This is a genomic window from Robiginitomaculum antarcticum DSM 21748 (genome assembly GCF_000365025.1).
GTDB classification, from domain to species: Bacteria; Pseudomonadota; Alphaproteobacteria; order Caulobacterales; family Maricaulaceae; genus Robiginitomaculum; species Robiginitomaculum antarcticum.
Map to the genome: position 1 here is coordinate 271,478 of NZ_KB823013.1, position 24,836 is coordinate 296,313.

Consider the following 24,836-nt stretch of genomic DNA (forward strand, 5'->3'; position numbering starts at 1 on the left):
CTCATTCATTATATCAGGGGGCTATGGATAGCCTCCGAGATTATATCTAGGGGGCTTAGTGAACACCTCACCTCGCACCTCGGCAAATCTGCCCGCAGGTGTTAATAAAATCAACTTGTTCCGCTGGAATAAGCTTCCCGTTATTCTCCAAGCCGAAGCGGCGGAATGCGGTTTGGCCTGTCTGGCGATGATCGCCAATTATCACGGCTATCAAACTAGCCTGCATGAGCTGCGCCGCAAATTCACCGTCTCACAAAAAGGAACAGACCTGCGCAGCATTGCCGCCGCGGCCGATCGGCTGGGTTTGTCCAGCCGCGGACTGCGTCTTGAGCTCGAAGACTTAAACCAGCTCAAACTCCCCTGTATTTTGCATTGGGGATTAAACCACTTCGTCGTTTTGAAAAAAGTGGGCCGGCGGTCAATCCTCATTCATGATCCGGCGCGCGGAAAACGCAAAGTCAGCCTTCCCGAAGTCTCCAAGCATTTCACCGGCGTCGCTCTCGAGCTTACCCCAACGCCGGACTTTGCTAAAAAAGAAGACAAAGAGCGCGTCCGGATTTGGGACTTATGGTCAAAGATGAAGGGGTTCATCCCCGTCATTATTCAGATCATTGTGATTACGGTGGTTCTACAAATCTTCGCCATACTCTCCCCTCTCATCAACCAATTGGTTGTCGACGAAGCCATAGCCAAAGGAGACGCCAATTTTCTGAAAGTTATTATTTTAGGCTTCGCGCTATTGCTGCTTATCCAAACCGCCATCGGGGTTTTGCGATCCTATATTACAATGTATTTCGGCACGCTTCTCAATTTTCAAATGCGCTCTAACATGCTGCGTCATGTTATGCGGCTGGAGGCCGAGTTTTTTGAAAAACGCCATATCGGGGATATTCTCTCGCGTATGGGCTCGCTTAAACCCGTACAGGATCTGTTTACAGGGGCATTTATTAAAATCTTACTCGACGGGATAATGTCGGTCGTCACATTTTTCGTAATGTTTTTATATTCCCCTATGCTGGCGGGCGTGGTCTGCGGCGTGATTGTATTATCATTTCTGACACGGTTAGCCAGTTTCCCTTATGTCATCCGGCTCACCGAGGAAAAGATCCAAAAAGACGCCGATCTCCAAACCATCTTACTCGAAACCATACGCGGCGCGCGGGCCATTAAAATCTTTGGGCGGGAGCAGGAACGCCATGCCTTTTGGCAAAATAGCTATGCCGACAGCATTAATGTCGGACTTCGCCTACAGAGATTTGGTATTTGGGCCGGGTCAAGCAGCGGTATTCTATTCGGTTTGTTAGAACTTGCAATTTATTATTTAGGCGCGATGTTGGTGATTAACCAAGAGTTGACCCTGGGTATGTTTTTTGCGTTCCAAGCTTATCGCGGTCAATTTACGGGGCGGGTAAACTCGCTCATCGGTCTGTTCTTTTCTTTTAAAACCGTTGGCCTGCATTTAGAGCGTCTCGCTGATATTATTTATTCGGAGCCGGAAAAGGGCATTAATGCTCCTCTGCTGGCAGGCCGCGACCTCACCGGAGAAATTTCTATTGATGATGTGAGTTTTAGATATGGTGACAGTGAACCCTGGGTCTTTGAAAATGTATCTTTCAAAATCAATCCCGGTGACCGCATTGCCCTGATCGGGCCGTCCGGCGGCGGCAAAACAACCATGCTCAAACTCATGATCGGGCTGCATAATCCGGTCAATGGCGAAATCCTTTATGACGGGCGTTCGCTGTCATCGACAGGCGTTCGTGCCATTAGAAATCAAATTGGCGTCGTTATGCAGGATGACCGCCTGCTATCGGGGTCACTTTATGACAATATTAGTTTTTTTGATCCTGATATAGATATGGAGCGCGTTGAGGACTGCGCCAAGCTCGCTCAAGTGCACACCGACATTATGAATATGCCGATGGGATATCAAAGCCTGATAGGCGATATGGGATCGATTTTATCCGGCGGACAGAAACAGCGCGTCTTGATTGCACGGGCCTTTTACAGTCAACCCAAAATATTGTTCTTGGATGAAGGCACGGCAAATCTTGATGGCGAAACTGAAACGCTATTGACGGACTACCTTATAACTTTGCCTATCACGCAAGTTATCGTTGCCCATCGCGACGCCGCCATAAAAGCCTGCACCCGAATCTTTCATGTGAGCGACGGGGCGATCACTGAAATCACCCCCGATACATCCCTTGATACTCCGCAATAGGATTCAGACGTAAAAAACCCCGCGCGGGCTGATGCCTGCGCGGGGGTTCAAGCCGTATGTAACCGGGGGAGGATTACAATACGCTTAGCTTGCCTTCCTGCTTGGCCAGCAGGTAGTAAAATGTTGGACGTTTCTTCATGTGGTCGTCTTTCATCATCTCGCAGATTGAAACGACTTTGGCGTCCAGCGCCTCGGGTGTGCCTGTTACGCCAAGCTTTTTGATGAGCCAGCTATCGCGAACCGTGTCACGTTCTTTATCGTCAGAACAGGCCACATAAGTGCCGTCTTGGCTTTGCAGAGCAATACCCAAATGCGCAACGATGGCTTTGATGTTCGCTTCGGTGACATTTGCGTCATAACGCTGAGCATCTTCCCAATAGGCGATGTGCGCGGCAGGCGCTTTGGTTTTGGTCTCGGCATCTACAGCAGGCGAGGCCGCTTTAGGAGCCGCCGTCTTCGGGGCCGCCGCTTTGGTCGTTTTCTTAGCTTTAGCCGGAGCCGCTTTAACAGCCGCTTTCGCTTTCTTGACCGTTGTTTTCGCTTTAACCTTAGCTTTTTTCGGCATGGTTTTCAGCTTTTTCTCAAGCGCGGCCTTCTCAGTTTCGAGGGTCTCAAGCTTGCTCTTCGGCGTATAGGTTTTCGGCAATGCGTTTTTCACGGTCTTGCCAGCATCTTTAATCGCTTTGCCAGCATCGGCAGCCGTTTCAGAAACTTCCGCTTTGGCTTTGCCGAACAGCTCAAGTCCAGCCGTTTCGACGTCTTCGCCTTTTGTGACAAGGCTTTCGAAAAAAGCTTTGCGGGAGGCGCGGACCCTGGAAATGCCTGATTTAACGCCTTGATAAGCGGCAACATTCAGGCCGACATAGGCCAGCGCGGTTTTGCGGGCAACGCCGCGCGTGGTTGAAAATGTGTCCGCTGTGCGGGATTTCAGTGTAGTCGTAGCCATAATGTAATCCTCCGTGGGATTTGGGGTGAGTCTTTATGGTCTCAACATAGGGGCCGTATTTAGAAAGCGCGCCCTAGATTTTTATAGCGCGTACAGTTTAAGTGAGCGAATGAACAATCTGATACACCCCGACATAGATCCGGCGATCCATGCTGAAATCTTGAAGCGCTTAGTTTGTATTGAGCAGGGTCATGATGTCAAAATCATATGTGCAATTGAAAGCGGAAGCCGCGCGTGGGGCTTTCCTTCGCCCAACAGCGATTATGATACGCGGTTTATATATGTGCACCGCAAGGATTGGTATTTATCGCTCAATCCCGGGAGGGACGTCATCGAACTTCCGATTGATGCTGATTATGACATTAATGGTTGGGATTTAAAGAAAGCCCTTGGTCTATTGTTGAAATCCAACCCCGTCATGCTGGAATGGCTTTCAAGTCCGATACGCTATATCTGGCAATCGGAAGATTGCGCCAAACTCGTCACCTTCGCCAAAACCTTAGCCCACCGAAAAGCTTGCCTTCATCACTATGTAAGACTCGGGCAAAGCTGCTTTAAGGATAATATTTCTGGGCGGGATAAAGTTAAGCTCAAGAAATATTTTTATGCAATACGCCCCGCGCTCGCTATACATTGGCTGCGAGATTTCCCAGACAAGGCGCCGCCCATGAATATTTTTGACATCATGGATAAAATTACGGTGCCTTCTGATATGAAGTCAGATTTGGATCACCTGCTCGCTTTAAAGCGCGCCGCAAAAGAAACCGGAATGGGGTGGCCAATTGCCTCAATCGATAATTATTGCGCGGCGCAATTTAAATGGGCGCAATCCTTTTTGAAAGACTACGACCCCATCCATGTTGACCGTGAACAAGACGCCAATTTACTTTTCTTGAACATGATCCACACATAAAGCCCGCCCTCCGTGAAGAGAGCGGGTTTTATTTAAGTCATATAGCCGAAATCAACGATTTCGATGTGTCGTGAAGCTTATGCGTCAGCAGGCTTTTCGTCTTCAGCAGCAGAGGCGTCCTCAACGGGAGCCTCTTCAGCAGGCACGTCTTCTTTGGCAGGGGCGGCAGCCGCTTCTTTGGCGGCAGCATCTGCTGCGGCTTTGGCTTCTTTGGCCGCTTCTTTAGCTTCAGCTTCGGCGTCTTTGCGCGCCGCTTCTTTGTCTTCGCGCTCTTTGATCAGCTCAAGCGCTTTGGCGCCCGGCTTACCTTTTTCAGGATTATTGCCGGCTTTCCATTCCCACAGGCCTGCTGCGCCGAGGAAACGTGCAACACGCTCTGTCGGGCGGGCGCCTTTGGCGATCCACTCTTTGGCTTTTTCAGCGTCAATGATGACGCGGTTTTCGTCGTCTTTACCCAGAAGCGGGTTGTACGAGCCAACACGGTCAATATAGCGGCCATCCCGCGGCGCGCGCGCATCAGCAATAACGATGCGGTAGTAAGGACGTTTTTTAGCGCCGTGACGGGCCAGTCTCATTTTAAGTGCCATTGGAGTTTTCCTTTTAAATGGTGTTTAAATTTAGTGTTCAGTTTCGAGGTTATTTCTTTTTGCCAAATGGTGAGCCGAGGCCCGGTAACCCGCCGCCGCCTAATCCCGGAAGTTTAGGCGAGCCCAAACCCGGAAGCTTCGCGCCGCCCATCTGTTTTTCCATATCGGCAAGCATTTTCGGATCAATTTTGGACGGATCCGGCATACCGCCGCCCATATTGCCCATGCCGCCGCCCAGCGCATTCATCATGCCCTTCATGCCGCCTTTGCCCATCTTTTTCATCATGTCCGACATCTGGCGGTGCATCTTCAAAAGCTTATTGACCTCTTGAACACTCATACCGGAACCGGCGGCGATACGTTTCTTGCGGCTAGCCTTGAGCAGGGCCGGAGTTTCACGCTCTTTTGGCGTCATAGAGCGGATGATAGCGCGTTGCCGTGACAGCAATTTGTCATCCAGACCCCCGGCCGCGTCCATTTGCTTTTTCATTTTGCCTATGCCGGGCATCATCTTCATCAGGCCGCCCATGCCGCCCATTTTTTGCATCTGGCCGAGCTGCTTTTCCATATCGCCAAGGTCGAACTGACCCTTGCGCATTTTTTTGGCCATGCGTTCAGACTCAGCCTGATCGATGACCTCAGCCGCGCGCTCAACAAGACTGACGACGTCGCCCTGACCTAAAATGCGGCCCGCAAGGCGCTGGGCGTCAAACGCCTCCAGCCCGCTTAGTTTTTCGCCCGTGCCCAGAAATTTGATCGGCAGACCGGTCACTGCGCGCATAGAAAGGGCCGCGCCGCCGCGCCCGTCGCCATCAACCCGCGTCAAGACCAGGCCTGTTAGCGGAAGGCGCGCGTGGAAACGCTCGGCGGTTTCAACCGCGTCTTGCCCGGTGAGCGCATCGGCAACGAGTAGCGTTTCAACAGGATTTGTCGCGGCCACAATCGCGGCCGCCTCATCCATTAGCTCATCATCAAGCGTGGTGCGGCCCGCCGTATCGAGGAAGACAACGTCCATGCCTTGCAGCTTGGCGGCCTCGACCGCGCGTTTTGCAATAGCAACGGCGTCCTGACCCTTAACGATAGGAAGAAAAGACACACCGGCCTGCTCGGCCAGCATGCCCAGCTGCTCCATCGCGGCGGGGCGGCGGGTATCAAGCGAGGCCAGAAGGACTTTTTTCTTTTGCTTGTCTTTAAGAAACTTGGCCAGCTTGCCGGTTGTCGTCGTCTTACCCGAACCTTGAAGGCCGGCCATAACGATGACAGCGGGCGGGCGGGTCGCCAAATTAAGCTGCGAGCTTAGAATTTCGGTTTTAGACGGGCCGTCATCATCTTCGTCTTTGGACAGATCACCGCCCAGCATATCGACCAGCGCGTCATGGACGATTTTAACAACCTGTTGCCCGGGCTTGATGGATTTGATGACTTTTTCGCCGACAGCTTCGGCTCTGACGCGGTTTACGAATTGTTTGACGACAGGAAGGGCGACGTCCGCTTCGAGCAAGGCCACGCGAATTTCGCGCATGGCCGCAGCCACGTCCTTTTCAGACAGCGCACCTTTGCCGGTCAACCCGTCAAATACAAGGCCTAATTTATCACCAAGCGCGTCAAACACGTAGCAGATCCAATCATCAAATTTACAAAGCACAGCAGCCCCGGTGGACATATAATGTCAACCGGGGGACCCCGCCTGCATCGTTCCGTATATCCCGATATTTCAGGCGGCTGTCGCACAGGTCAGAGCGCAAAGCTGAGTTTGCGCGGAAAGTGAGCGGCGTATAGGGGTGCAACGCCCCTACGTCAATAGGGACGCTGATACCGCCATAGTGATGAGCCGCTAAGGGCTATTCAGAGGTAGGCGTCTCATCTTTTTCACGGGTTTTGCGCACGGCACCCATAAGGCCCAGACCCAGTAGCACAAGTGCGCCAACGGCGACAAAAATGGGTGGCACACCTAAAAGAACTGCGCCATAGGCCAGTGCGCCAACAACGATGATAGTGCCAAAGAGATAAATTGCAAATGATGACATGGTAGTCCCCTATATGTTTATAGTATAGAAACTACCGGACGGACCGTTCGTTCCCATTTGTATTTCACTTTGATTATGACCCATTATCGGGTTGAACTTAGAGCTAATGCCTTTACGTTAGGGGCAACATCGCTTGTGCGGCGAAATTGCTAAGGAATATCTGATGGAACAAGCCTCAAGTTATAATTACGACCAGCTCATTCAGTCGGGTGAAGGCAGCTTGTTTGGCTCGGGTAACGCCAAGCTTCCCTTGCCGCCCATGCTGATGTTTGACCGCATCACCCATATTAGCGAGACCGATGGCGAGCATGGCAAAGGCTCCGTAATAGCCGAGCTGGACGTTAATCCTGATCTGTGGTTTTTCGCGTGCCATTTTCGCGGCGATCCCGTCATGCCGGGCTGTCTCGGCCTTGATGCTATGTGGCAGCTTGTCGGCTTTTTTCTCGGTTGGGGCGGATCACCCGGCCGGGGGCGCGCCTTGGGCGTCGGCGAGGTCAAATTTACCGGACAGGTCACACCGGACATTAAAAAAGTGACCTACCGCATCGATTTAAAACGGGTCATACGCCGCCGCCTCGTCATGGGCATTGGCGACGGCGTCATGGAAGCAGACGGTGAAGTCATTTACCGCGCCAAAGATCTACGGGTCGGGCTGTTCATGTCCGAAGAGACATAATTTAATTTAAGGAGAGCGCCATGCGCCGAGTTGTCGTTACCGGACTGGGAATCGTATCCTGTATTGGAGACAATGCCAAAGAGGTCGCTGAAAGCCTGAAAAAAGGCCGAAGCGGAATCACCTTCTCGCAAATCCAGTATGATATGGGTTTTAAGAGTCAAATTGCCGGCGTGCCAAGCGTCGTCGCTAAGGATCATATTGATAAGCGCTCTATGCGCTTTATGGGCGACACCGCCGGATGGGCTGCCGTAGCGCTGACCGAGGCCATTGCCGACGCCGGACTTGAGGAAGCACAAATTTCTGACCCGCGCACCGGTATTATTGCCGGATCAGGCGGACCCAGCGCGATGGAGCTCGTCCGCGCCGCAGATGTCGCCCGCGAAAAAGGCGTGCGCCGCATTGGGCCGTTCTCTGTGCCCAAAGCCATGAGCTCTACAGTCTCCGCGACATTGGCCACACATTTCAAAATTAAAGGCGTCAATTATTCGATCACGTCGGCTTGCACCACCTCGCTACATTGTATCGGCGCAGCCGCCGAGCAAATTCAATGGGGCAAGCAGGACGTCATGTTTGCCGGCGGCGGTGAAGAGATTGAATGGCCGCTAACGTCACTCTTTGACGCTATGGGCGCAATGAGCAGCAAATATAATGACACGCCGACCAAAGCCAGCCGCGGCTTTGACGCCAATCGTGACGGCTTCGTCATTGCCGGCGGCGCAGGCATGTTGGTGCTCGAAGACTATGAGCACGCCAAAAAACGCGGCGCGAAAATCTATGCCGAGATCACCGGATATTCGGCTACATCAGACGGATACGACATGGTGGCGCCGTCCGGCGAAGGCGCAGAGCGCGCCATGAATATGGCGCTTAAAGATGCCGGACACAGCGTCACTTATATTAACCCGCATATGACCAGCACGCCTGTTGGCGACGTCACCGAGAGTCAGGCCATTGCCCGCGTCTTTGGCGATGAGCGTCCGCATATCAGCGCGACCAAATCCATGACGGGTCACAGCCTCGGCGCGGCCGGCGCGCAGGAAGCTATTTATAGCCTGCTCATGATGCAAGAGGGGTTTGTTGCGCCGTCGATAAATATTGAAACGCTCGACCCTGAACTGCCTGATTTGAATATCGCGCAGGAGACCCGCGAGGTGGACATCAAAGCCTTTATGTCCAATTCCTTCGGCTTTGGCGGGACAAATGGCTCAGTGATTATGAAGAAAATTTAGGCTGCCAAATTTCCACAGTCCAAACAAAAAGCCTGCCTCACATGATGAGGCAGGCTTTCTGTTTTAATGTAAGCCCTTAGAGCTTACGCAAGAACGACTAAGTTGCGTCGTCCAGCATATCAAAGAAGCGTGCGCCTTTTTTAACATCGGCGTGAGCTTTCTTCATGAGAGCTGTTGCGTTGGCGTCAAGCTGTCCGTCATGCAGGCAATCTTCGATGCGGTTAGCTAAAAAGCTTTCGCCATTTTCAACAGCGTTAATTGCGCCTTTTTCATCATCCTGGAAAATATTGGCAAAGTTCAACCATCCGCGATGAACTGCGCCGCGCATTGTACCATGTGTGGAGGGCTCGCCGCCCAATGTGCGCACATAGCCTTGCAGCTCACTGATATAGCCTTTGCGGCGTTCAGCACGCTGTTTAAATTCATTGGCCAGACGGAAGCTGTCATCACATTCTTCGCAGGCTGCTTGATAACCTTTATAGCTGTCAATCATCAGACGCGTTACGTCATTTACTTCTTCAATGACGTCTTCTTTAGTTTGAACGCCGGGGGTTGGGGTGTTTGTGATATCCATCTTATTATCCTTTTATCTTAGTGATCGTCTAATGCTCATGCATTCACATCAATAATGTTTTAAGCGATAAGATGTTCCAAAGAAGATTGTATGAGCTGAACGAATTGCTGTTCTCGCTGTAAAAGCTGGCGTTATTATCATCGGCGGTGCAAACTCTTACCCCGTCTATGCGTATATGGTAGGAACCAAAAAATTTATCAGGACGTCCCATGAAAAAATTACTTGCCCTCTCCTGCGCCGCGCTCGTTTTCTCTGCCCCGACACACGCAGGCGGGTTGTTCGAAATTAGCGAGGATAACGCTGACACATTTCTTGATCTGGGCATTGCCGCGATCAGCCGCCCCGAATATTTGGGTAGTGACGAGAATGGCGTTCTGGTTGTTCCTTATTTTAACGCGGAATATGAAGGGCGTTATTACCTTAACCCTTATCAAGGCGTCGGGATCAACTTTATCAATCAGGATAAGTTTGAGCTCTCGGGCGGACTGACCTATCTGTTCGGACGCGACGGCGAGGATACGCCCTTCACTCTGACACCAATGCAGCAAGGCGCCTTTGATCTGGATGGCTCTGTGGGAGCGCGGGTCAGCGCCAGCGCAACATTTAAATATGCCCGCGCGGACCTTTCGGTGACTCAGCCGCTGGGCGGCGATGTCGAAGGGCCGGCAGTCAACGCTATTCTCGCGACCATGATCCCCACCGGTAATGACCGCCTACGCATTTTTCCATCCGTAAATATGTATTGGTCAAGCCAAGACAGAAATAATAATTTTTATGGTATTTCACAGCAGCAAAGCGCGCAATCCGGACTTACAGGCATTACCTTTGATAGTGGCATATCCAGCTATGGCGCTAATGTCGCCGGGTTTTTCACCCTAACGGAAAAGGTCGAGCTTGTCGGCGTGCTCAGCTATGCCAAGCTGGCCGGTGATCTGAAGGATAGCCCGTTTGCGGTCAAAGATGACGGCGTCACGGCCGCTATCGCTCTGGCGTATAAATATAAATAAGAGAGAAAAACCGCGAAGCTCTGTTCAAGGTCAGCGGGATCCTGTGGTAACCCTGTTTGAGTGCTTCGCGGTGTTGCTTAATATACGCGTGCGTCCGGTTAAAAGTTCCGGACGCTATTCCAAAAATATCGTAACGGGGTCTTCAAGACGCGCGCGCAATTCTGCGACCATCTTAGCCGCGTCATAACCGTCAATCACGCGGTGATCACAAGAGACGGAAAAGTTCATCTTTTTGCGCAGCACAGGCGCGCCGGTTTCATCCGGAACAAAGACCTGACGGATTTTGTTGGGGCCGAAAATTGCGACTTCGGGACGGTTTATTACGGGCGTCGTCACGATGCCGCCCAGCGGGCCGAGCGAGGTGAGCGTCGTCGTTGCGCCTTCGAGGTCTGATTTAGACAATGTATTTGTCCGCGCGGCTTCGGCGAGACGCGCAATGTCATGCGCGATATCCCACATGGACAGATTTCCGGCGTCTTTGACGACGGGCACAATCAGGCCCAGATCGGTTTGCGTCGCAATGCCCAGATTAAGCGCATCATAGCGGCTGACATAACCGGCATCGTCATAATAGCGCGCGTTAAATTGCGGCCAGTCGAGCAGGGTTTGTGACAAGGCTTTGATCAGTAGCGGCAAGACCGTCAGCTTGGGCGCATCATCGCCGGATTTTAAATTGGCACGGGCGCGAAACGCTTCCAACTCAGTCACATCGATTTCTTCGACATAGGTGAAATGCGGAATATTGCGTTTCGCCTCTTGCATACGCTGGGCGATAACGCGGCGTAGCCCGATAATCTTGATGCGTGTTTCGCCGGGCTGTGCGTCTTCGGTTTGGCTTGTCGGCGGCGCGGACGGCGCCGGTTTCGCAGGCGTCGAGATTGCGGCAGGGGCAGCGGGGCGCGTGTGCCCGGATTGCAACATGGCGTCCAGATCGGCGTGGGTAATCCGTCCGTTAGGGCCGGAGCCGCCAAGTGCGGCCAAATCGATAGAGAGCGCTCTTGCGCGTTTGCGCACGGCGGGAGAGGCCAGAGCGGGCCCGTCAGAGCTGCGGCGGGGAACCGGCGGCGTATCGGGTTTAGGAACGGCAGAAGCGGATCCTATTGCGCTCACTATGGTGGATAGCGGCGTGACGTCTTCAGCAACTGAATCCGGCTCATTATCATCCGCACTCTCTTGCGGCTCCGGCGGGGGCGGCGCTTCGGGCTCAATATCCGCAGTCTCAACCTCTTCAGCGACGTCGCCTTCAGTGCGGATTGTGACCAATACAGAGCCAACAGGCAGCAAATCACCTTCTTCACAGGCAATGGACTCGATCACGCCGTCTACAGGTGAGGTCAGCTCAATCGTGGCCTTATCCGTCATCGCGTCGGCAATAGGCGCCTCTTCTTCCACTGTGTCGCCGACAGCAACGTGCCACGCCGTGATCTCGGCTTCGACGACGCCCTCACCAATATCGGGAAGTTTATAGAGATATTGTCCCATCAGACGTCTTTCATAATACGTTTAAGAGCGTTGGCCACCCGTTTTTGTCCGGGGAAATAAGCCCATTCCTGCGCGTGGGGATAGGGCGTATCCCACCCCGTCACGCGCTCTATCGGCGCTTCGAGGTGGTAAAAGCAATGCTCGGTCACCAGCGCCGATAATTCTGCGCCAAATCCGGAGGTGCGTGTGGCCTCGTGCATAATCAAGCAGCGGCCCGTCTTTTTAACGCTTTCCACAATAGCGTCGAGATCAAGCGGCAGGAGGGAACGCAGATCCAAAATATCAGCAGATATGCCCACTTTAGCCGCCGTCGCCTCAGCGACCCAGACCATCGTGCCATAAGTCAATATGGTGACGTCGTCGCCTTCGGTGATTTTGCGCGCTTTGCCCAGCTCTATGCCGTAATGCCCCGTGGGCACCTCGCCCAGCGGATGCCCTTTCCAGGATTTCGCCGGGGCATGGGGGTCGCCGTTAAACGGGCCGTTATAAAGCCGCTTTGGCTCTAAGAATAAAACCGGATCATTATCCTCAATGGCTTCGATCAACATGCCTTTAGCATCATACGGATTAGACGGAATGACAGTCTTCAGACCGGCAATATGTGTGAATAGCGCTTCAGGGCTCTGACTATGCGTCGTGCCGCCATAAATGCCGCCGCCGACAGGCGTCCGGATGGTCAGCGGGCATGTAAAGTCGCCATTAGAGCGGTAGCGCAGACGCGCCGCCTCGGACGCAATCTGGTCATAAGCGGGGTAAATATAATCGGCGAATTGGATTTCTGCGACAGGACGCAGGCCGTTGGCCGCCATGCCAATGGCGATACCGACAATGCCGCCTTCTGAGATCGGTGTGTCGAAGCAGCGGTGAAGCCCGTGCTTTTCCTGCAACCCGGCCGTGCAGCGAAACACACCGCCGAAATAACCGACATCTTCGCCGAAAACGAGCACGTCGGAGTTTTGGCTCATGGTTACATCCATCGCGTCGCGAATGGCTTCAATCATGGTCATATTTTTTGTTTCAGGTTCAGCCATTAGTCCAGCTCCTCGCTAAACATGCGGCGCTGCCGTTCTAAATGCTCCGGAGGATGCTCATAGACCTGTTCAAACATGGTGTAGTCATTGACATGGGTCGCCCCGGACAGATTGCCCATGGCTTCGGCCGATTTATAAATATCGCGAATTTCTTCTTTGCAGGACTTGGCCAGCGCGTCATGCTTATCATCATCCCACACGCCTAAAGAGATGAGATGTTTTTTAAGCCGCGCAATCGGATCTCCGAACGGCCAAGCCTCTGAGTCGTCTTTGGGGCGGTATTTAGACGGGTCATCTGATGTGGAATGACCTTCCTGACGGTAGGTGAAATGCTCGATCAGAGTGGCGCCGCCGCCTTTGCGGGCGCGTTCAGCCGCCCATTTTGTTGCCGCGTAGACGGCGAGTATATCGTTGCCGTCAACGCGCAATGTGGCAAGCCCGTATCCCGTGCCGCGCGCGGCAAAGCTTTCGCCCTCGCCCATGGCTATGCCTTGATAGCTGGAAATCGCCCATTGGTTATTGACCACATTAATAATGCAGGGCGCACGGTAAGTGGACGCAAAATTTAGCGCGTAATGAAAATCGCCCTCAGCAGTCGCACCTTCGCCGGTAAAGACAGAAGCAATGCCGTCTTCGTTTTTATAAGCGCAGGCCATGGCCCAACCGACGCCTTGGATAAGCTGCGTCCCCAGATTGCCGGATATCGAGAAAAAACCGTGTTTTTTGAAAGAATAAAGCACCGGAATGGATTTGCCGTCCAGCGGGTCACCGCTATTGGACAGACACTGGCACATCATTTCTTTGATCGATGCGCCGCGGCTGATCAATATGCCCTGCTGTCGATATGTCGGAAAGGTCATATCGGTGTTTTTAAGCGCCATAGCGTGACCGACCGAAACGGCCTCTTCGCCCGTGCTTTTCATGTAAAAGCTCATTTTACCCTGGCGCTGCATGTTGAACATGCGCTCATCCATCGCGCGGGTCATCATCATGTCGGTCAAAGCCTTCATCAACATATCGTTTGAAAGATTCGGATTCCAATCACCGACTGCCTCACCGTTAAAGCGCAGGACCCGGATCAGTTTAAGCGCATGATCAGCAGTTTCATGCGGTTCACATAAAGGATCAGGACGGACAGGCGTATGCTTGACCGGAACACTGACATGACTGTAATCCGGCGTATCTCCGGGGCGAAACGGCGGTTCGGGCACGTGCAAACGCGAACGGTTTGAGCCGCTCTGTCCCCGCTTCGGTGTGTCTGTGCTATGTGGCGCTTTTGCCATAATTTATCCCCGACAGGCTTATTTGGAATGTGTCTTCGCATCTATTTTGATCTTATTTATCCAATCTGACCATAGGAGTCTCGCCCAATACAGAATAATTCTAGCAATTTATTGCAAATATTGCTACTTGTCTGGTACAAATTGCTTTTAAATAGCCGGAGGCCGCACATGGCTGAACCCCTTGATGCCATAGACGCAAAAATTCTCCACCTGATACAGGCCAATGCGGCCCTATCTGTGGCCGATATCGCTGATAAAGTTGGATTGTCCAGTTCGCCCTGCTGGCGGCGGATTAAACGTATGGAAGAATCCGGAATTATCAAATCCCGCGTAACACTTCTAGACCGCAAACTCGTGGGCTTGGACTTTGAAGTGTTTGTCGCGGTTAAGCTTGCTATGCCTAACCGTGATAATATGGATAAGTTCGAACGCGCTGTCGGGCGCATGCCGGAAGTTGTCCAATGCGCCATCGTCACCGGCGCTGTTGACTACATGCTGCGGGTCGTGACCCGCGATATGCATGCTTTTGATGATTTTTTGCGTGAGGTTTTATTGTCGACCGGACTGGTCAGTGACGTGCAGTCCCGGATCGTCTTGCGGCAGGCCAAAGATACAAATGCGCTACCGCTCGGATTGATCAGCTCGTCAGTACCCAGAATTTAAATCAAACGCTTATGCGCAAGGCAACGACGTTATCGGATCCGAATTGGCGTCTGCGGCGTGCACGCTTAATTTAGGCTTGACCATGGCGTCATGCGTTACAGTCATAACAATGGCCTGATCAATCGGGCGTCCCGGAGCGTTCGCCGTGCGGGTTTCAGATATGAATAATGATGTTTGGCCCGGATGATCTAAATATACGCATTTTTTGTATACGGACGGGGCGCGTGATTTTGAGCCAAATTCATAACCTTGAATAACGCCCGATGTCTTAAAATCGATACTCATTTCGCCGACAACGCCTTCGGTCTTGATGACATAAGGTGTGTTAGTTGCCAGTACTAAAACAGTTTGACCGGCAATAGCGGAGACTTCCGTGGCCACTACGCGTTGGGGAATTTCTAAACGAACCGTATCGATAACCCCGGCATGAACCGGTGCGCCAGCCAAAATACCAACTATGCTCAGTAAAGCTGTTGTAACATATATGGCGGCGGTTTTAGGCATGAGAGTTATTGTTTCGTCCTTGGTTTTATGTTGGGCATGCGGGTACGCATGCTGAAATTAGCTATTTAATGAGCCTTTGATATTGGGCTCGAAAAGGGAATTATGAGACGCGCCAATAGTTTGGGAGTGGGCGCGTCTCTAATAATTTTGGCAAATTTTTAGTTTGCCGACGTCTGCACAGCCGGAACAATGGGAAAGAGTTTCGCCTGCAAATCTGTGATAAAACAGCAAATGATACCGAGAGGTTAACGTTGAAATTTCAGCTAAATTACTGTGTTTATTGCGTTTTCAATAAAATAGTTGAAAATTCAAACACTATTATTGAAAATTAAACGAGTTTTATTGAAAGTTCAATTATGTTTATATCACATTCAAGGAGTTAATTGATTTTTCATCTATAACTTAACTTGAGCATGGCAAAATTTAATGCTGAAAAATGTGCTTTAATCCAGACTATAATTAATAAGAGATAAATAAATTCCGATTTTAATTTAAATTTCAAATAAATATTTTTCCAAAAGTCTATAGCCGCTTCGAGCGGGGATGCACGCCCTTGCGATAGGTCGAAAATACGCGCGAGCGTTTACGCAAAATCATGAGGGCGGCCAGACAATTACGCATTTGCTCTTTTGACAGCGCCTGTCCCGTAATAATATCCGCCTCCCATAGTGAGCCCGATGACGCAGCCTTATATTCATCAGCAATGAGGCGGCCATTATCCGTCAACCAGACAGGCTTTTCGCGCTCGTCCCGATCACTGACCACATGATCAGTATACCCGTCGCGGCATAATATAGTTATGGCGCGCGTGACCGTAGCCGGATCATAACGCATAACCGATACAATTTCGTGGGGGGCTGAGGGCCTGTTAAGATATTCAATGCACATCAAGATCCTGAGTTCACGAAGTTTAATTTTAGGGTCAGCTGTGAGTTTGCTGACGGCGTGGCGTTTAAAAAAAACTAAATAATCCCGAGATATCCGGCGACATAGCAATTGAAAGACCAGTCCCGGTAAATAAGTTTCCATTCCGTATTTAAGTTTCGCGGCTTCCTGCGCAAAGGGCGTCGTATTATATCCCTTATGCCGTCCTGACAGGTTCAGTCCTGCCAGCCGTTCAGCCCGCTCGTGCAGGACTAACAAGGCTTTAGTCAAAGTCTGGATGTCAACTTCTGTAAGCTCCGGCATATGGGCAGGAATAATTTCACGGCTTTCGCGTTCATAGGCGGTGAAGAACGCCGTCATAAAGTTACGGCCCGCAGGCTCAATCACAACCACATTAGAGCGCGCATCGTGTTGGTGCTCTTCAAGATGTATCATTCCGGCGGCTTTAAGCTTCTGATTGACGCGCAGAATGGTCGCTGAATTAAACCGTGTAAGCTCGGAGAGGCGCGCCGGCGTTGCCGGATCGCTCAACCAATTGATGTGCCCCATGACACGAATATCACGCCAGTTCAATTTGCCGGGCTTATCCAGTTGTGAAATCACGCTCCGACGAATAAAATTCTGATGATCACTATCGATTTGGCTACACAGGATTTGCGCGCCGATATCCGATCGCGCCATCAGTTCATCAGGGACATCAATATCTTCTAATGTGTACATATACTCGATTACATCAGGCCATTCCCGCATAGGCCTGAGCTTTTTATGTTCGGGGTCTAAGGTGCATCAAGAGTTCACGGTCAAGACCCTAAGCGTTAAGGGGGGCACAGCTATATACTACTCATGGTTTAAAACTAGTGTAAATATTAACTATCGGCCCCACCGTGCGGGACGCCCTCGCCCGTCGACGTGAACAAATGGTCCGTGAACGGCATTGGCTTTGTAACTGCCAAGGCCGCCTTTATTGACGTTGGCTATACCAAAGAGCGTTTGAGCATGGTCATAGAGGAAATTGGCGTCGGCCTTCGTGACCGCGCCATCACCGTTAATATCATCCATCACGCCGTCTCGCGGCTTGGTGTCGATATAGACATCGGCGGCGTCACCATACATATGCCGGGACATTTTCGCTGACCCGATAGCGTAGTTGTAGAATGGCGTTCGGTACCCGCTCATCACGAACAATGTCTTGGCGTCAGTCAGGCCTTTAGCATTTAAATCATTCAGCAGCGTTTCCAACCGGTCCAGATTAGGCTCGGACACAAGCACATATTTCGGCCAGACCTTAGGCTGTTGCTTGCATAAAAATTGGCCGACCTTAAATGACGGCGAAACCGCGATGTTGCCATCTTCTTTATTCAGCTTGATAAATCCGCGCGGCGTATCTTTGGGATACTGACCAATCCGGTAAGTACCCAGATAGCCGCGGTCATCAATATTAGAACTGGGCTCGAGCACAAATAAGGTCACTTTGGATACAACTTTTCCGCCACGGCCTGTGACTGTCAAATAATGTGTTCCGGCTGCTTTTGGCGCGGTCCAGCCGTCCGTTACTGTATCGCCATCCACGTTCGCAGATTGACCCTTACGAAGAGAGATAGGCAGCACTTGGCCAGGCATAACCATTTTGTGCCACACCGAATACTCAACCACCTTTCCGGCAAGCTTGAACTCTCTATTTTGCGGGCTTTCAGCTAGAGCCGGAGCGGAGAGTGAACATGAAATCACAGCCACGAGGGCTGTGATTGCGAAAACAGGCGACTTAGGTTTGATCATAAGGGCGTTTAATACAGACTAGCCCGGTGTTTGCATTAAATTCTTGTCAGCATTCACATTCAGATCAACGCTTTGTGACGTCTGGACATAAGGCTTGGCATAGCGTTTGACATATTTAATGCCGTCATCGCGTTTATAAATATCGCGCCAGAATGTGGGCTGTCCGTCTTCGTCAGCAGTTACGAGGAAATAAGTGATATGAACAGGAATTTGCTCATCCAGTTCAAACCGAACGCGCGAGTCCTCATCCAAAGCCTCCGTAATAGCTGTACGGTCAACTGTCTCGTCACCTTTTGCAATCCATTTGGCCATTTTAGCCGGATCTTCGAGGCGGACACAACCGGACGAAAAGGCCCGCTGGGCTTTTTCAAATAAATGCTCGCCCGGCGTGCCGTGTAAGTAAACAGAATATTGATTAGGAAAGATGATTTTCATCTCGCCCAGAGCATTATTATCGCCGGCGCTTTGCACGAAGCGGTATTTACGGGCCACACCCGGCTCGCTCCAATCGACATTATAAGCGCTGATTTTAGCGCCTGTTGCGCGGTCATAAATATTGTAGTTATTACGTGCGGCATAGCCGGGGTCTTTTTTCAGCTTCGGAAGCTTTGAGCGTTTCACAATGCTAATCGGCAAATACCATTTTGGGTTCGCGACCATATATTCAATATTGTCGGAGAATTCAGGTGTGGCGTGACGGGGCTTGCCTACGATTGTCTTCATTTCAATTTTGCGCTCGCCCTTATCCCAGCCTTCAGCGGTGTAAGAGGGAATATTGGCCCATATATACCGTGAGCCCATATCGCCTTGATAACGCCAGCGATGCATTGAATCGGCAATACGGTCAATTTTGGACTCAACGGATTCGTTAAGCGCTTTAAGCGTATTCCCGCCAATAACGCCGTCCTGTTCCAGGCCATGACGCTCTTGGTACAGCTTTACAGCACGCTCCAGATTCTCATCATAGAGATCAATGTCCTCTTTGTCAGAGTTGCTGCTGACAAGTGGGATGTAGAGTGCTTCTGCGGTCGTTTTATATCCTTCCGTCTCAAGACGAGCGCGTAAGGCAGGAATACGGGGATCGCGGTCGCCCATCTCTATGGCGTCACCATCACGGATAGCTAACCAACCGCCATTTTCTTTATAGTCACGATATGTTTTGAGCGAGTCTTTGAGCATAAGATATTGCGGATGTGTCGGCTCAAGCTCTTTCATTTGTTTGAACGTGCTGCCTTCACCCGAACTGATCAGATCGTCGACGAGTGAAATACGCACAGGACCATCCATACGGGATTTTTCGGCGCCGCCTTCATCATAAAGACCGCCGCTAACGGCTTTCGCAGCACGGAACCAAGCCAATGTTAGTTTTATATCAGCATTTGCACGTGCTTTATCAGTACGGGATGAAAAACGCGCTTTTATCAAACGGTCCAAGTCATTTTTGAAAATTGTCTCAGAGATAATGCCTTGGTCAAACATAGAGGCAGAATATTCGCGCAGGCTGTCTGCGCCTTTTAACGTCCATACAGGCTTATAATTACGTCTCGCATAGGCCCGGCGGACAAGCTGCAGCGTCGGATCACCAAATTCGTTTTTGATCAGTCTATCATATTGGCCGTCAATCACGCGGGCTTCGATAACCTTGGCCAGCTTGCCGTCGGCTTCACCGACAAAAAGCTCTGCATTAATCGGCGCCGCCTGCATATGCATGCTGAGTTCGCTACCGGCAAATGCGGCTGGCGCGGCCATATAGCTTGCGGCAAGAAGCGTCGCGGCGAAAGTCTTATAAGGCAGTTTTGTAAAGTTAGTCATCTTCGTCTCCAGTTGCTAAAATAATGGGTAACACCGCCGATGGTTCCCAACTGTAAGGGAGTTTGCCGCCATTGACCCTTGCCGCAGCGGTGAAAGCCCCTTACGGAGCGGCGCAATCCCACATCATTCGAGTATGCTATGATCCGTTCCAGCCTATCCGCCTTTGCCGACCGCATTTCCATTCCCGCGCGCCGCCGCGAAGGCCCAGTGAAATTTACAATTTCGCGCACAAAAATAGAGCTTCTTGCCGGTTTAACCGTGGCCTTAGCGCTCGTGCCCGAAGCCGTTGCCTTTGCCTTTGTCGCAGGGGTTGAGCCGCTGGTCGGGCTTTACGCCGCCTTTATCGTGGGCCTGATTACAGCCTTGATTGGCGGGCGCCCGGGCATGATCTCCGGCGCAACTGGCGCGCTGGCTGTTGTCATGGTCGCGTTAGTCGCCGATCACGGTGTTGAGTATTTATTCGCGACAGTCGTCTTGATGGGGATATTACAAATTCTAGCCGGACTATTCCGTCTGGGTAAATTTATCCGTCTTGTCCCCCATCCCGTCATGCTGGGCTTTGTTAACGGCCTCGCCATTGTCATCGGTCTGGCGCAATTAGGACAATTTCAAATTCCGGGCACCGCCACAGTCGACAGTCACAGCTTTTTACCGAACGGGCAGTGGCTGGCCGGCATGGATATGGCGTTGATGATCGGGCTGACCGTTTTGACTATGGTCATTATCTGGGGCTTTCCCAAGCTGACGAAAATCATTCCTGCGCCGCTCGCCGGGATCGGAATTGTCGCCGGGATTGTTATCGGCTTTGGCCTCGACGTCTCGACCGTTGGCGATCTGGCCAGCGTCAAAGGCGGTCTGCCGCAAATCCATATACCAAACGTTCCCTTTGATCTTGAAACGCTGCAAATTATTTTGCCCTATTCCGTCATCCTCGCCGCCATTGGCCTGATCGAAAGCCTGCTGACGCTTAATCTGGTCGGTGAGATCAAAGAAGAACGCGGCGGAGCGTCACAGGAATGCGTGGCCCAAGGCGTTGCTAATACGGTCACGGGATTTTTTGGCGGCATGGGCGGCTGCGCCATGATTGGGCAGTCTATGATTAATGTGAAATCCGGCGGACGCACCCGCCTGTCAGGCCTCTCCGCAGCGCTGTTCCTGCTGGCCTTCATTTTATTCGCGAGCCAATATATTGAGATGATCCCGCTGGCCGCGCTGATCGGCGTTATGTTTATGGTCGTGATCGGTACCTTTGCGTGGCAGTCGTTCTCGATCATGCGCCGAATTCCGCTGACGGATGCATTTGTCATTATTTTAGTCACAGTCGTTACAGTGTGGCACGACCTGGCAGTCGCCGTGGTTGTGGGCGTCATTGTGAGCGCGCTGGCCTATGCCTGGAACGCGTCGCGCCGCATTGACGCGCATACGAAAACCGAGGGCGATACCAAAGTTTATAAATTAGAAGGCCCGCTTTTCTTCGGCTCTGCCGAAGGGTTCTCGGAACTGTTTACGGTCAACGATGACCCGCAAAATGTGATTGTCGATTTCGATAATTCGCGCGTTGTTGACCAATCTGCCTTACAGGCGATTGAAGCTTTGGCCGCCAAATATGAGGCGGCAGGAAAAACGCTGCAACTGCGCCACCTAACTCATGATTGCCATCAACTCCTCAACAAAGCTGGACAGCTTATCGTCGATAGTGATGATGATCCGGATTACGAACTGGCCGTGGATTATAATGTCCGTCTGGGACGGTTAGGCAGCGGTCACTAAAGGCGGCTTTACCCGCAGCCGTTTTCGCACTAGTTTTCACGCTCACCATTATAGGAGCCGGCTATGTGCGATAATATTACCGAAGCCGAAAATCAGGGCTTTTACGAAAAGCACATAACCCGCAGGACGTTCTCGCTGCTTGCGGGCGGAGCCGGCATATCCATGGCTTTTGCCGGCTGCGCCCCGGGAGAAGCTGCCGCAGGCATTACCGAAAATGATGTCGTCATTAATACGCCGGACGGACAGGCCGATGCTTATTTCGCGCATCCGAGCGATGGCGCGCATGCCGCCGTTCTCATCTGGCCGGATATTGTCGGTCTGCGTCCGGCCTTTAAAATGATGGCCAAGCGCCTCGCCGGTGACGGTTATGCCGCGCTGGTCATCAATCCCTATTACCGACAGGTCAAAGCGCCGCTGGTCGAGGTCGGCCAAACGTTCAAAGACCCTGCTGTGCGCGAAAAGATCGTCCCTTATGCCCGCGCACTGACGCAGGACACGACCAGAACTGACGCGGCGGCCTTCGTTAACTGGTTGGACGCCCAAGAGGCGGTTGATAAGGGCCGCAAAATCGGCACGACAGGCTATTGCATGGGCGGGCCGATGACGATGATTACAGCGGCAACTATGGCATCGCGTATTGGCGCAGGCGCAAGCTTTCACGGCGGTGGCCTGACCACTGATCAGCCGGATAGCCCGCATCTGCTCATCCCGCAAATGAACGCGGATTACCTGATTGCGATTGCGGAAAATGACGACGAGCGTGATCCGCAGTCCAAAGAGACATTGCGCGAAGCCTTCGCCGCCACGGATAACTCCGCCGAGATCGAAGTTTACGCCGGAACGCAGCATGGCTGGTGCCCGCCCGACTCTGCTGTCTATAATGAAGCCGCCGCCGACAAAGCGTGGGCGCGTATGCTGGCCTTGTTTGAGGGGGCATTGGGTTAGACCGCACAATGCTAAGATACATCTTATGTGTGTACGCCTGCATTATTTTGATGGCCTGCGGCGAAGCCGTTAAACAGCAAAACCCCATCAATGTCTCTGCGATAGTCATGGAAAACGGCGTAGCGCCGGATCACTCTGCGCTGAAAGTCATTCGCCTGTCTGACGGTCAAATTTGGCAAAGCGGAGGCGCGCGGCTGGCGCAGCGCTACCCGCCTGCTTCAACATCCAAAATCCCGCACACCTTAATTATGATAGAGGACGGTTTTGCATCTCCTGAAACGATCTTTGAATGGGACGGGACACAGCGGACTTTCGATATATGGAACCGCGATCACACATTGGCTTCGGCTTTTCAATATTCTGCCGTTTGGGTTTATCAATTCTTAGCCGCGCAGCAAGGTCATGACGCCATGTCGGCGTGGATGGCACGCCTGAACTACGGCAATGCCAATATAGGCGATGAGGATGATCTGACGACCTATTGGTTGCTCGGGCCGCTGGAAATTTCTGTTGATGAGCAGATCGATTTTTTGACGCGTTTGTCCGGACGTAAATTGCCATTTTCGACATCGACATATGATATCAGCTTTCCGCTCATGATTGAGCAGAGCGCGGCAGACTATACTCTATATGCCAAAACGGGTTGGCGCTCTGATGGTGAAAACATGGATATTGGCTGGTATGTCGGCTGGATTGAAACTGTCCATTCCGGGACGTCCGACACATATGTCTTCGCTTTCAACATGGACATGCCGGACGGCGAAGGCCGTGAAAAGCGAAAGACAGTTGTCAAAGCTGCGCTTACGTCAATCGGCGCGTTCGGCGAATTACCCTAGCGGTATGCGCGCCCAGAATTATTGCCGGAGAAATCCTCGCTTATCGTTGTCGATTGAGCCATTTCGCTGCGAAAATATAGATCGCGGCGCGGGTTATCCATGATGGGCGAGTTTTTGATCCCTGTCACGACAATCTCATAATCCGACACATCACCCGTTTTAAAACTGGCCAGAATGCTTTCGCCCAGAAGACGGAAAACATCTTTGCCCGCTGTGAGCGTTAACGCGTCTTTCGGCACCGTCATTTCAAGCTTCGCGTCAGGCGAGTTCGCCAGCATAATTTTCAAAGCGGCAAGATTAATGGGGTAGCTGCCCGTAACGCCGGTATGACCTTTAAACGCGGTGTTCTTCGTCACAGTCGTGAGAAATGTCCCGATCGCGCGAAGCTGCGCGGGCGTGCCAATAATATCGACGCGTTCTTTGTGGCCCGTTTGGCCGCGGTCCCCGGAGTAAAGAAATTTCATTATCTATGCCGCGCGCTGCAGGGCAATTGCTGTCGCTTCGCCGCCGCCAATACACAGACTGGCCACGCCTTTGGTAACGCCGCGCTGCTCCATGGCCGCGATGAGCGTGGCAATAATGCGCGCGCCGGACGCGCCGATCGGGTGGCCGAGCACAACGCCGCCTCCATTGACGTTGACCTTGTCATGATCCAGTCCCAATTCTTGCATCGCAATCATGGGAACCACGGCAAAAGCCTCGTTAATCTCCCACAGATCAACCTCGGATGCAGTCCAGCCCGCTTTATCCAACGCCTTTTTAATGGCATGGACGGGGGCAGTGGTGAAATAAGCCGGTTCATGGGCATAGGCCGCGTGACTGACAATCTCGGCCAGGATTTTATGACCGCCCTTTTCGGCATCTGATTTTTTCATCATGACCAGCGCCGCCGCGCCGTCATTAATCGAGCTGGCATTGGCCGCCGTAACTGTGCCGTCTTTGGTAAAGACAGGGCGCAAGGTCGGTATTTTCTCAGGCCGCGCGTTAACTGGACCTTCATCGACGCTGACCACCGTGTCGCCTTTGCGGCCTTTAACGGTGACGGGCGTAATCTCGCGGTCAAATCCGCCATTATCCTGCGCGGCTTTGGCCCGGCGGACAGATTCTATGGAATAAGCATCCTGCTGTTCACGCGTGAATTGATACTCGCCCGCAATCATATCGGCAAAAACGCCCATTGCACCGCCGGCATAAGCATCGGTCAGGCCGTCATGCATCATGCTGTCAATGACTTGCTGATCACCCATGCGCATGCCGCCGCGCGCTTTAGGCAGCAGGTATGGCGCATTGGTCATGCTCTCCATACCGCCGGCAACAACGATATTCGCGCTTCCCGCTTTGATCGCGTCATGGGCCTGCATCGCGGCCTGCATGCCGCTGCCGCACATCTTGTTGACAGTGACCGCCTCTGTGCTCATTGGAAGTCCGGCGCCGAGCGCAGCCTGGCGCGCAGGCGCTTGGCCCTGCCCGGCAGGCAGCACGCAGCCCATTACGGCCTGATCAACATCGTCTTCTTTTACGCCGGACTCAGCCAGCGCCGCTTTAATTGCAGCCGCGCCAAGCTGGGCGGCCGTAACGCTGGAAAATGCGCCCTGAAACGCACCTAGAGGCGTGCGGGCCATGCCGACAATAACAATAGGGTCGTGAGAAGATGTAGTCATATAAT

23 protein-coding genes are annotated in these 24,836 nt (G+C 52.2%); 9 read left to right on the top strand and 14 right to left on the bottom strand.

Annotated features, from left to right (window positions below; genetic code table 11):
• Positions 1-58: 58 nt before the first annotated feature.
• The gene (locus H142_RS15460) at positions 59-2,224 is read left to right on the top strand and encodes a peptidase domain-containing ABC transporter (RefSeq protein WP_017932133.1); all 2,166 of its coding nucleotides are present in this window, start codon (positions 59-61) and stop codon (positions 2,222-2,224) included.
• Positions 2,225-2,297: 73 nt separating this feature from the next.
• Here H142_RS15460 and H142_RS17090 read toward each other — a convergent pair whose 3' ends face one another.
• Positions 2,298-3,170, bottom strand: coding sequence for a DUF2853 family protein (locus tag H142_RS17090; RefSeq protein ID WP_017932134.1), 873 nt, complete (start codon positions 3,168-3,170; stop codon positions 2,298-2,300).
• Positions 3,171-3,279: 109 nt separating this feature from the next.
• Between H142_RS17090 and H142_RS15465 the strand changes: the two genes are divergently transcribed.
• Entirely contained in the window at positions 3,280-4,083 is an 804-nt protein-coding gene (locus H142_RS15465; RefSeq protein ID WP_017932135.1) for a nucleotidyltransferase domain-containing protein, read from the top strand.
• A gap of 77 nt (positions 4,084-4,160) precedes the next feature.
• Here H142_RS15465 and rpsP read toward each other — a convergent pair whose 3' ends face one another.
• The 3 genes from rpsP to H142_RS0110745 form a co-directional block, all read right to left on the bottom strand.
• A complete protein-coding gene (gene rpsP, locus H142_RS17180) occupies positions 4,161-4,670 on the bottom strand; it encodes a 30S ribosomal protein S16 (RefSeq protein ID WP_017932136.1) in 510 nt (169 codons plus the stop codon).
• A gap of 49 nt (positions 4,671-4,719) precedes the next feature.
• A complete protein-coding gene (gene ffh, locus H142_RS0110740) occupies positions 4,720-6,333 on the bottom strand; it encodes a signal recognition particle protein (RefSeq protein WP_017932137.1) in 1,614 nt (537 codons plus the stop codon).
• Between the two features lie 178 nt (positions 6,334-6,511).
• Positions 6,512-6,697: a hypothetical protein gene (locus H142_RS0110745; protein ID WP_017932138.1), complete on the bottom strand. Its 186-nt coding sequence runs from the start codon at positions 6,695-6,697 to the stop codon at positions 6,512-6,514.
• 163 nt (positions 6,698-6,860) lie between these two features.
• On the opposite strand from H142_RS0110745, the gene fabA reads away from it, so the two are divergent.
• Complete coding sequence (fabA, locus tag H142_RS0110750) at positions 6,861-7,373, top strand: 3-hydroxyacyl-[acyl-carrier-protein] dehydratase FabA (protein WP_017932139.1); 513 nt, start codon at positions 6,861-6,863, stop codon at positions 7,371-7,373.
• A 20-nt stretch (positions 7,374-7,393) separates the two neighbouring features.
• Positions 7,394-8,602 (top strand): beta-ketoacyl-ACP synthase I, encoded by a 1,209-nt coding sequence (fabB, locus tag H142_RS0110755; protein WP_017932140.1) that lies wholly within the window; start codon positions 7,394-7,396, stop codon positions 8,600-8,602.
• A gap of 97 nt (positions 8,603-8,699) precedes the next feature.
• Here the strand turns inward: fabB and H142_RS0110760 are convergent, their stop codons facing one another.
• Positions 8,700-9,176: a ferritin-like domain-containing protein gene (locus H142_RS0110760; protein WP_017932141.1), complete on the bottom strand. Its 477-nt coding sequence runs from the start codon at positions 9,174-9,176 to the stop codon at positions 8,700-8,702.
• Between the two features lie 209 nt (positions 9,177-9,385).
• Here H142_RS0110760 and H142_RS0110765 point away from each other — a divergent pair, with 209 nt between their 5' ends.
• The gene (locus H142_RS0110765) at positions 9,386-10,183 is read left to right on the top strand and encodes a MipA/OmpV family protein (protein ID WP_017932142.1); all 798 of its coding nucleotides are present in this window, start codon (positions 9,386-9,388) and stop codon (positions 10,181-10,183) included.
• Between the two features lie 114 nt (positions 10,184-10,297).
• Here the strand turns inward: H142_RS0110765 and H142_RS0110770 are convergent, their stop codons facing one another.
• From H142_RS0110770 to H142_RS0110780, 3 genes are read right to left on the bottom strand one after another with little or no spacing between them, the layout of a single operon-like run.
• Positions 10,298-11,665, bottom strand: a complete 1,368-nt coding sequence (locus H142_RS0110770) for a dihydrolipoamide acetyltransferase family protein (RefSeq protein ID WP_017932143.1) — start codon at positions 11,663-11,665, stop codon at positions 10,298-10,300.
• Positions 11,665-12,696, bottom strand: a complete 1,032-nt coding sequence (locus H142_RS0110775; RefSeq protein WP_017932144.1) for an alpha-ketoacid dehydrogenase subunit beta — start codon at positions 12,694-12,696, stop codon at positions 11,665-11,667. Before H142_RS0110775 ends, H142_RS0110770 begins: the two co-directional genes overlap by 1 nt.
• Complete coding sequence (locus tag H142_RS0110780; protein WP_017932145.1) at positions 12,696-13,979, bottom strand: thiamine pyrophosphate-dependent enzyme; 1,284 nt, start codon at positions 13,977-13,979, stop codon at positions 12,696-12,698. Before H142_RS0110780 ends, H142_RS0110775 begins: the two co-directional genes overlap by 1 nt.
• Before the next feature lie 168 nt (positions 13,980-14,147).
• Here H142_RS0110780 and H142_RS0110785 point away from each other — a divergent pair, with 168 nt between their 5' ends.
• Positions 14,148-14,642 carry an Lrp/AsnC family transcriptional regulator gene (locus tag H142_RS0110785; RefSeq protein ID WP_017932146.1) on the top strand — a complete coding sequence of 165 codons (495 nt, stop codon included), beginning with the start codon at positions 14,148-14,150 and terminating at the stop codon, positions 14,640-14,642.
• A 9-nt stretch (positions 14,643-14,651) separates the two neighbouring features.
• On the opposite strand, the gene H142_RS0110790 is transcribed toward H142_RS0110785, so the two are convergent.
• From H142_RS0110790 to H142_RS0110805, 4 genes are all read right to left on the bottom strand, one after another.
• Positions 14,652-15,146, bottom strand: coding sequence for a hypothetical protein (locus tag H142_RS0110790; protein WP_017932147.1), 495 nt, complete (start codon positions 15,144-15,146; stop codon positions 14,652-14,654).
• 522 nt (positions 15,147-15,668) lie between these two features.
• Positions 15,669-16,751, bottom strand: a complete 1,083-nt coding sequence (locus H142_RS0110795; protein ID WP_017932148.1) for a MarR family winged helix-turn-helix transcriptional regulator — start codon at positions 16,749-16,751, stop codon at positions 15,669-15,671.
• A 150-nt stretch (positions 16,752-16,901) separates the two neighbouring features.
• On the bottom strand, positions 16,902-17,807 hold the full coding sequence (locus H142_RS0110800; protein ID WP_017932149.1) for a D-Ala-D-Ala carboxypeptidase family metallohydrolase: 906 nt from the start codon (positions 17,805-17,807) through the stop codon (positions 16,902-16,904).
• An 18-nt stretch (positions 17,808-17,825) separates the two neighbouring features.
• The gene (locus H142_RS0110805; RefSeq protein WP_017932150.1) at positions 17,826-19,619 is read right to left on the bottom strand and encodes a L,D-transpeptidase family protein; all 1,794 of its coding nucleotides are present in this window, start codon (positions 19,617-19,619) and stop codon (positions 17,826-17,828) included.
• Between the two features lie 138 nt (positions 19,620-19,757).
• Between H142_RS0110805 and H142_RS0110810 the strand changes: the two genes are divergently transcribed.
• From H142_RS0110810 to H142_RS15470, 3 genes are all read left to right on the top strand, one after another.
• On the top strand, positions 19,758-21,389 hold the full coding sequence (locus tag H142_RS0110810; RefSeq protein ID WP_017932151.1) for a SulP family inorganic anion transporter: 1,632 nt from the start codon (positions 19,758-19,760) through the stop codon (positions 21,387-21,389).
• A 63-nt stretch (positions 21,390-21,452) separates the two neighbouring features.
• Positions 21,453-22,334 (top strand): dienelactone hydrolase family protein, encoded by an 882-nt coding sequence (locus tag H142_RS0110815; protein WP_017932152.1) that lies wholly within the window; start codon positions 21,453-21,455, stop codon positions 22,332-22,334.
• Between the two features lie 29 nt (positions 22,335-22,363).
• Positions 22,364-23,170, top strand: coding sequence for a class D beta-lactamase (locus H142_RS15470; RefSeq protein ID WP_169331851.1), 807 nt, complete (start codon positions 22,364-22,366; stop codon positions 23,168-23,170).
• Here H142_RS15470 and H142_RS0110825 read toward each other — a convergent pair.
• On the bottom strand, positions 23,167-23,634 hold the full coding sequence (locus H142_RS0110825) for a hypothetical protein (protein WP_017932154.1): 468 nt from the start codon (positions 23,632-23,634) through the stop codon (positions 23,167-23,169). The two genes, H142_RS15470 and H142_RS0110825, sit on opposite strands and share 4 nt — an antisense overlap.
• A gap of 3 nt (positions 23,635-23,637) precedes the next feature.
• Positions 23,638-24,831, bottom strand: coding sequence for a thiolase family protein (locus tag H142_RS0110830; protein ID WP_017932155.1), 1,194 nt, complete (start codon positions 24,829-24,831; stop codon positions 23,638-23,640).
• Positions 24,832-24,836 lie beyond the last annotated feature (5 nt).

Coding starts and splice junctions, on each gene's coding strand:
- H142_RS0110785 (WP_017932146.1), top strand. CDS start 14,148: ATGGCTGAACCCCTTGATGCCATAGACGCAAAAATTCTCCACCTGATA.
- H142_RS0110800 (WP_017932149.1), bottom strand. CDS start 17,807: ATGATCAAACCTAAGTCGCCTGTTTTCGCAATCACAGCCCTCGTGGCT.
- rpsP (WP_017932136.1), bottom strand. CDS start 4,670: ATGGCACTTAAAATGAGACTGGCCCGTCACGGCGCTAAAAAACGTCCT.
- ffh (WP_017932137.1), bottom strand. CDS start 6,333: ATGTCCACCGGGGCTGCTGTGCTTTGTAAATTTGATGATTGGATCTGC.
- H142_RS0110745 (WP_017932138.1), bottom strand. CDS start 6,697: ATGTCATCATTTGCAATTTATCTCTTTGGCACTATCATCGTTGTTGGC.
- H142_RS0110815 (WP_017932152.1), top strand. CDS start 21,453: ATGTGCGATAATATTACCGAAGCCGAAAATCAGGGCTTTTACGAAAAG.
- H142_RS0110770 (WP_017932143.1), bottom strand. CDS start 11,665: ATGGGACAATATCTCTATAAACTTCCCGATATTGGTGAGGGCGTCGTC.
- H142_RS0110830 (WP_017932155.1), bottom strand. CDS start 24,831: ATGACTACATCTTCTCACGACCCTATTGTTATTGTCGGCATGGCCCGC.
- fabB (WP_017932140.1), top strand. CDS start 7,394: ATGCGCCGAGTTGTCGTTACCGGACTGGGAATCGTATCCTGTATTGGA.
- H142_RS0110825 (WP_017932154.1), bottom strand. CDS start 23,634: ATGAAATTTCTTTACTCCGGGGACCGCGGCCAAACGGGCCACAAAGAA.
- H142_RS0110795 (WP_017932148.1), bottom strand. CDS start 16,751: ATGTACACATTAGAAGATATTGATGTCCCTGATGAACTGATGGCGCGA.
- H142_RS0110790 (WP_017932147.1), bottom strand. CDS start 15,146: ATGCCTAAAACCGCCGCCATATATGTTACAACAGCTTTACTGAGCATA.
- H142_RS0110780 (WP_017932145.1), bottom strand. CDS start 13,979: ATGGCAAAAGCGCCACATAGCACAGACACACCGAAGCGGGGACAGAGC.
- H142_RS0110775 (WP_017932144.1), bottom strand. CDS start 12,696: ATGGCTGAACCTGAAACAAAAAATATGACCATGATTGAAGCCATTCGC.
- H142_RS0110805 (WP_017932150.1), bottom strand. CDS start 19,619: ATGACTAACTTTACAAAACTGCCTTATAAGACTTTCGCCGCGACGCTT.
- H142_RS15465 (WP_017932135.1), top strand. CDS start 3,280: ATGAACAATCTGATACACCCCGACATAGATCCGGCGATCCATGCTGAA.
- H142_RS0110810 (WP_017932151.1), top strand. CDS start 19,758: ATGATCCGTTCCAGCCTATCCGCCTTTGCCGACCGCATTTCCATTCCC.
- H142_RS17090 (WP_017932134.1), bottom strand. CDS start 3,170: ATGGCTACGACTACACTGAAATCCCGCACAGCGGACACATTTTCAACC.
- fabA (WP_017932139.1), top strand. CDS start 6,861: ATGGAACAAGCCTCAAGTTATAATTACGACCAGCTCATTCAGTCGGGT.
- H142_RS0110765 (WP_017932142.1), top strand. CDS start 9,386: ATGAAAAAATTACTTGCCCTCTCCTGCGCCGCGCTCGTTTTCTCTGCC.
- H142_RS0110760 (WP_017932141.1), bottom strand. CDS start 9,176: ATGGATATCACAAACACCCCAACCCCCGGCGTTCAAACTAAAGAAGAC.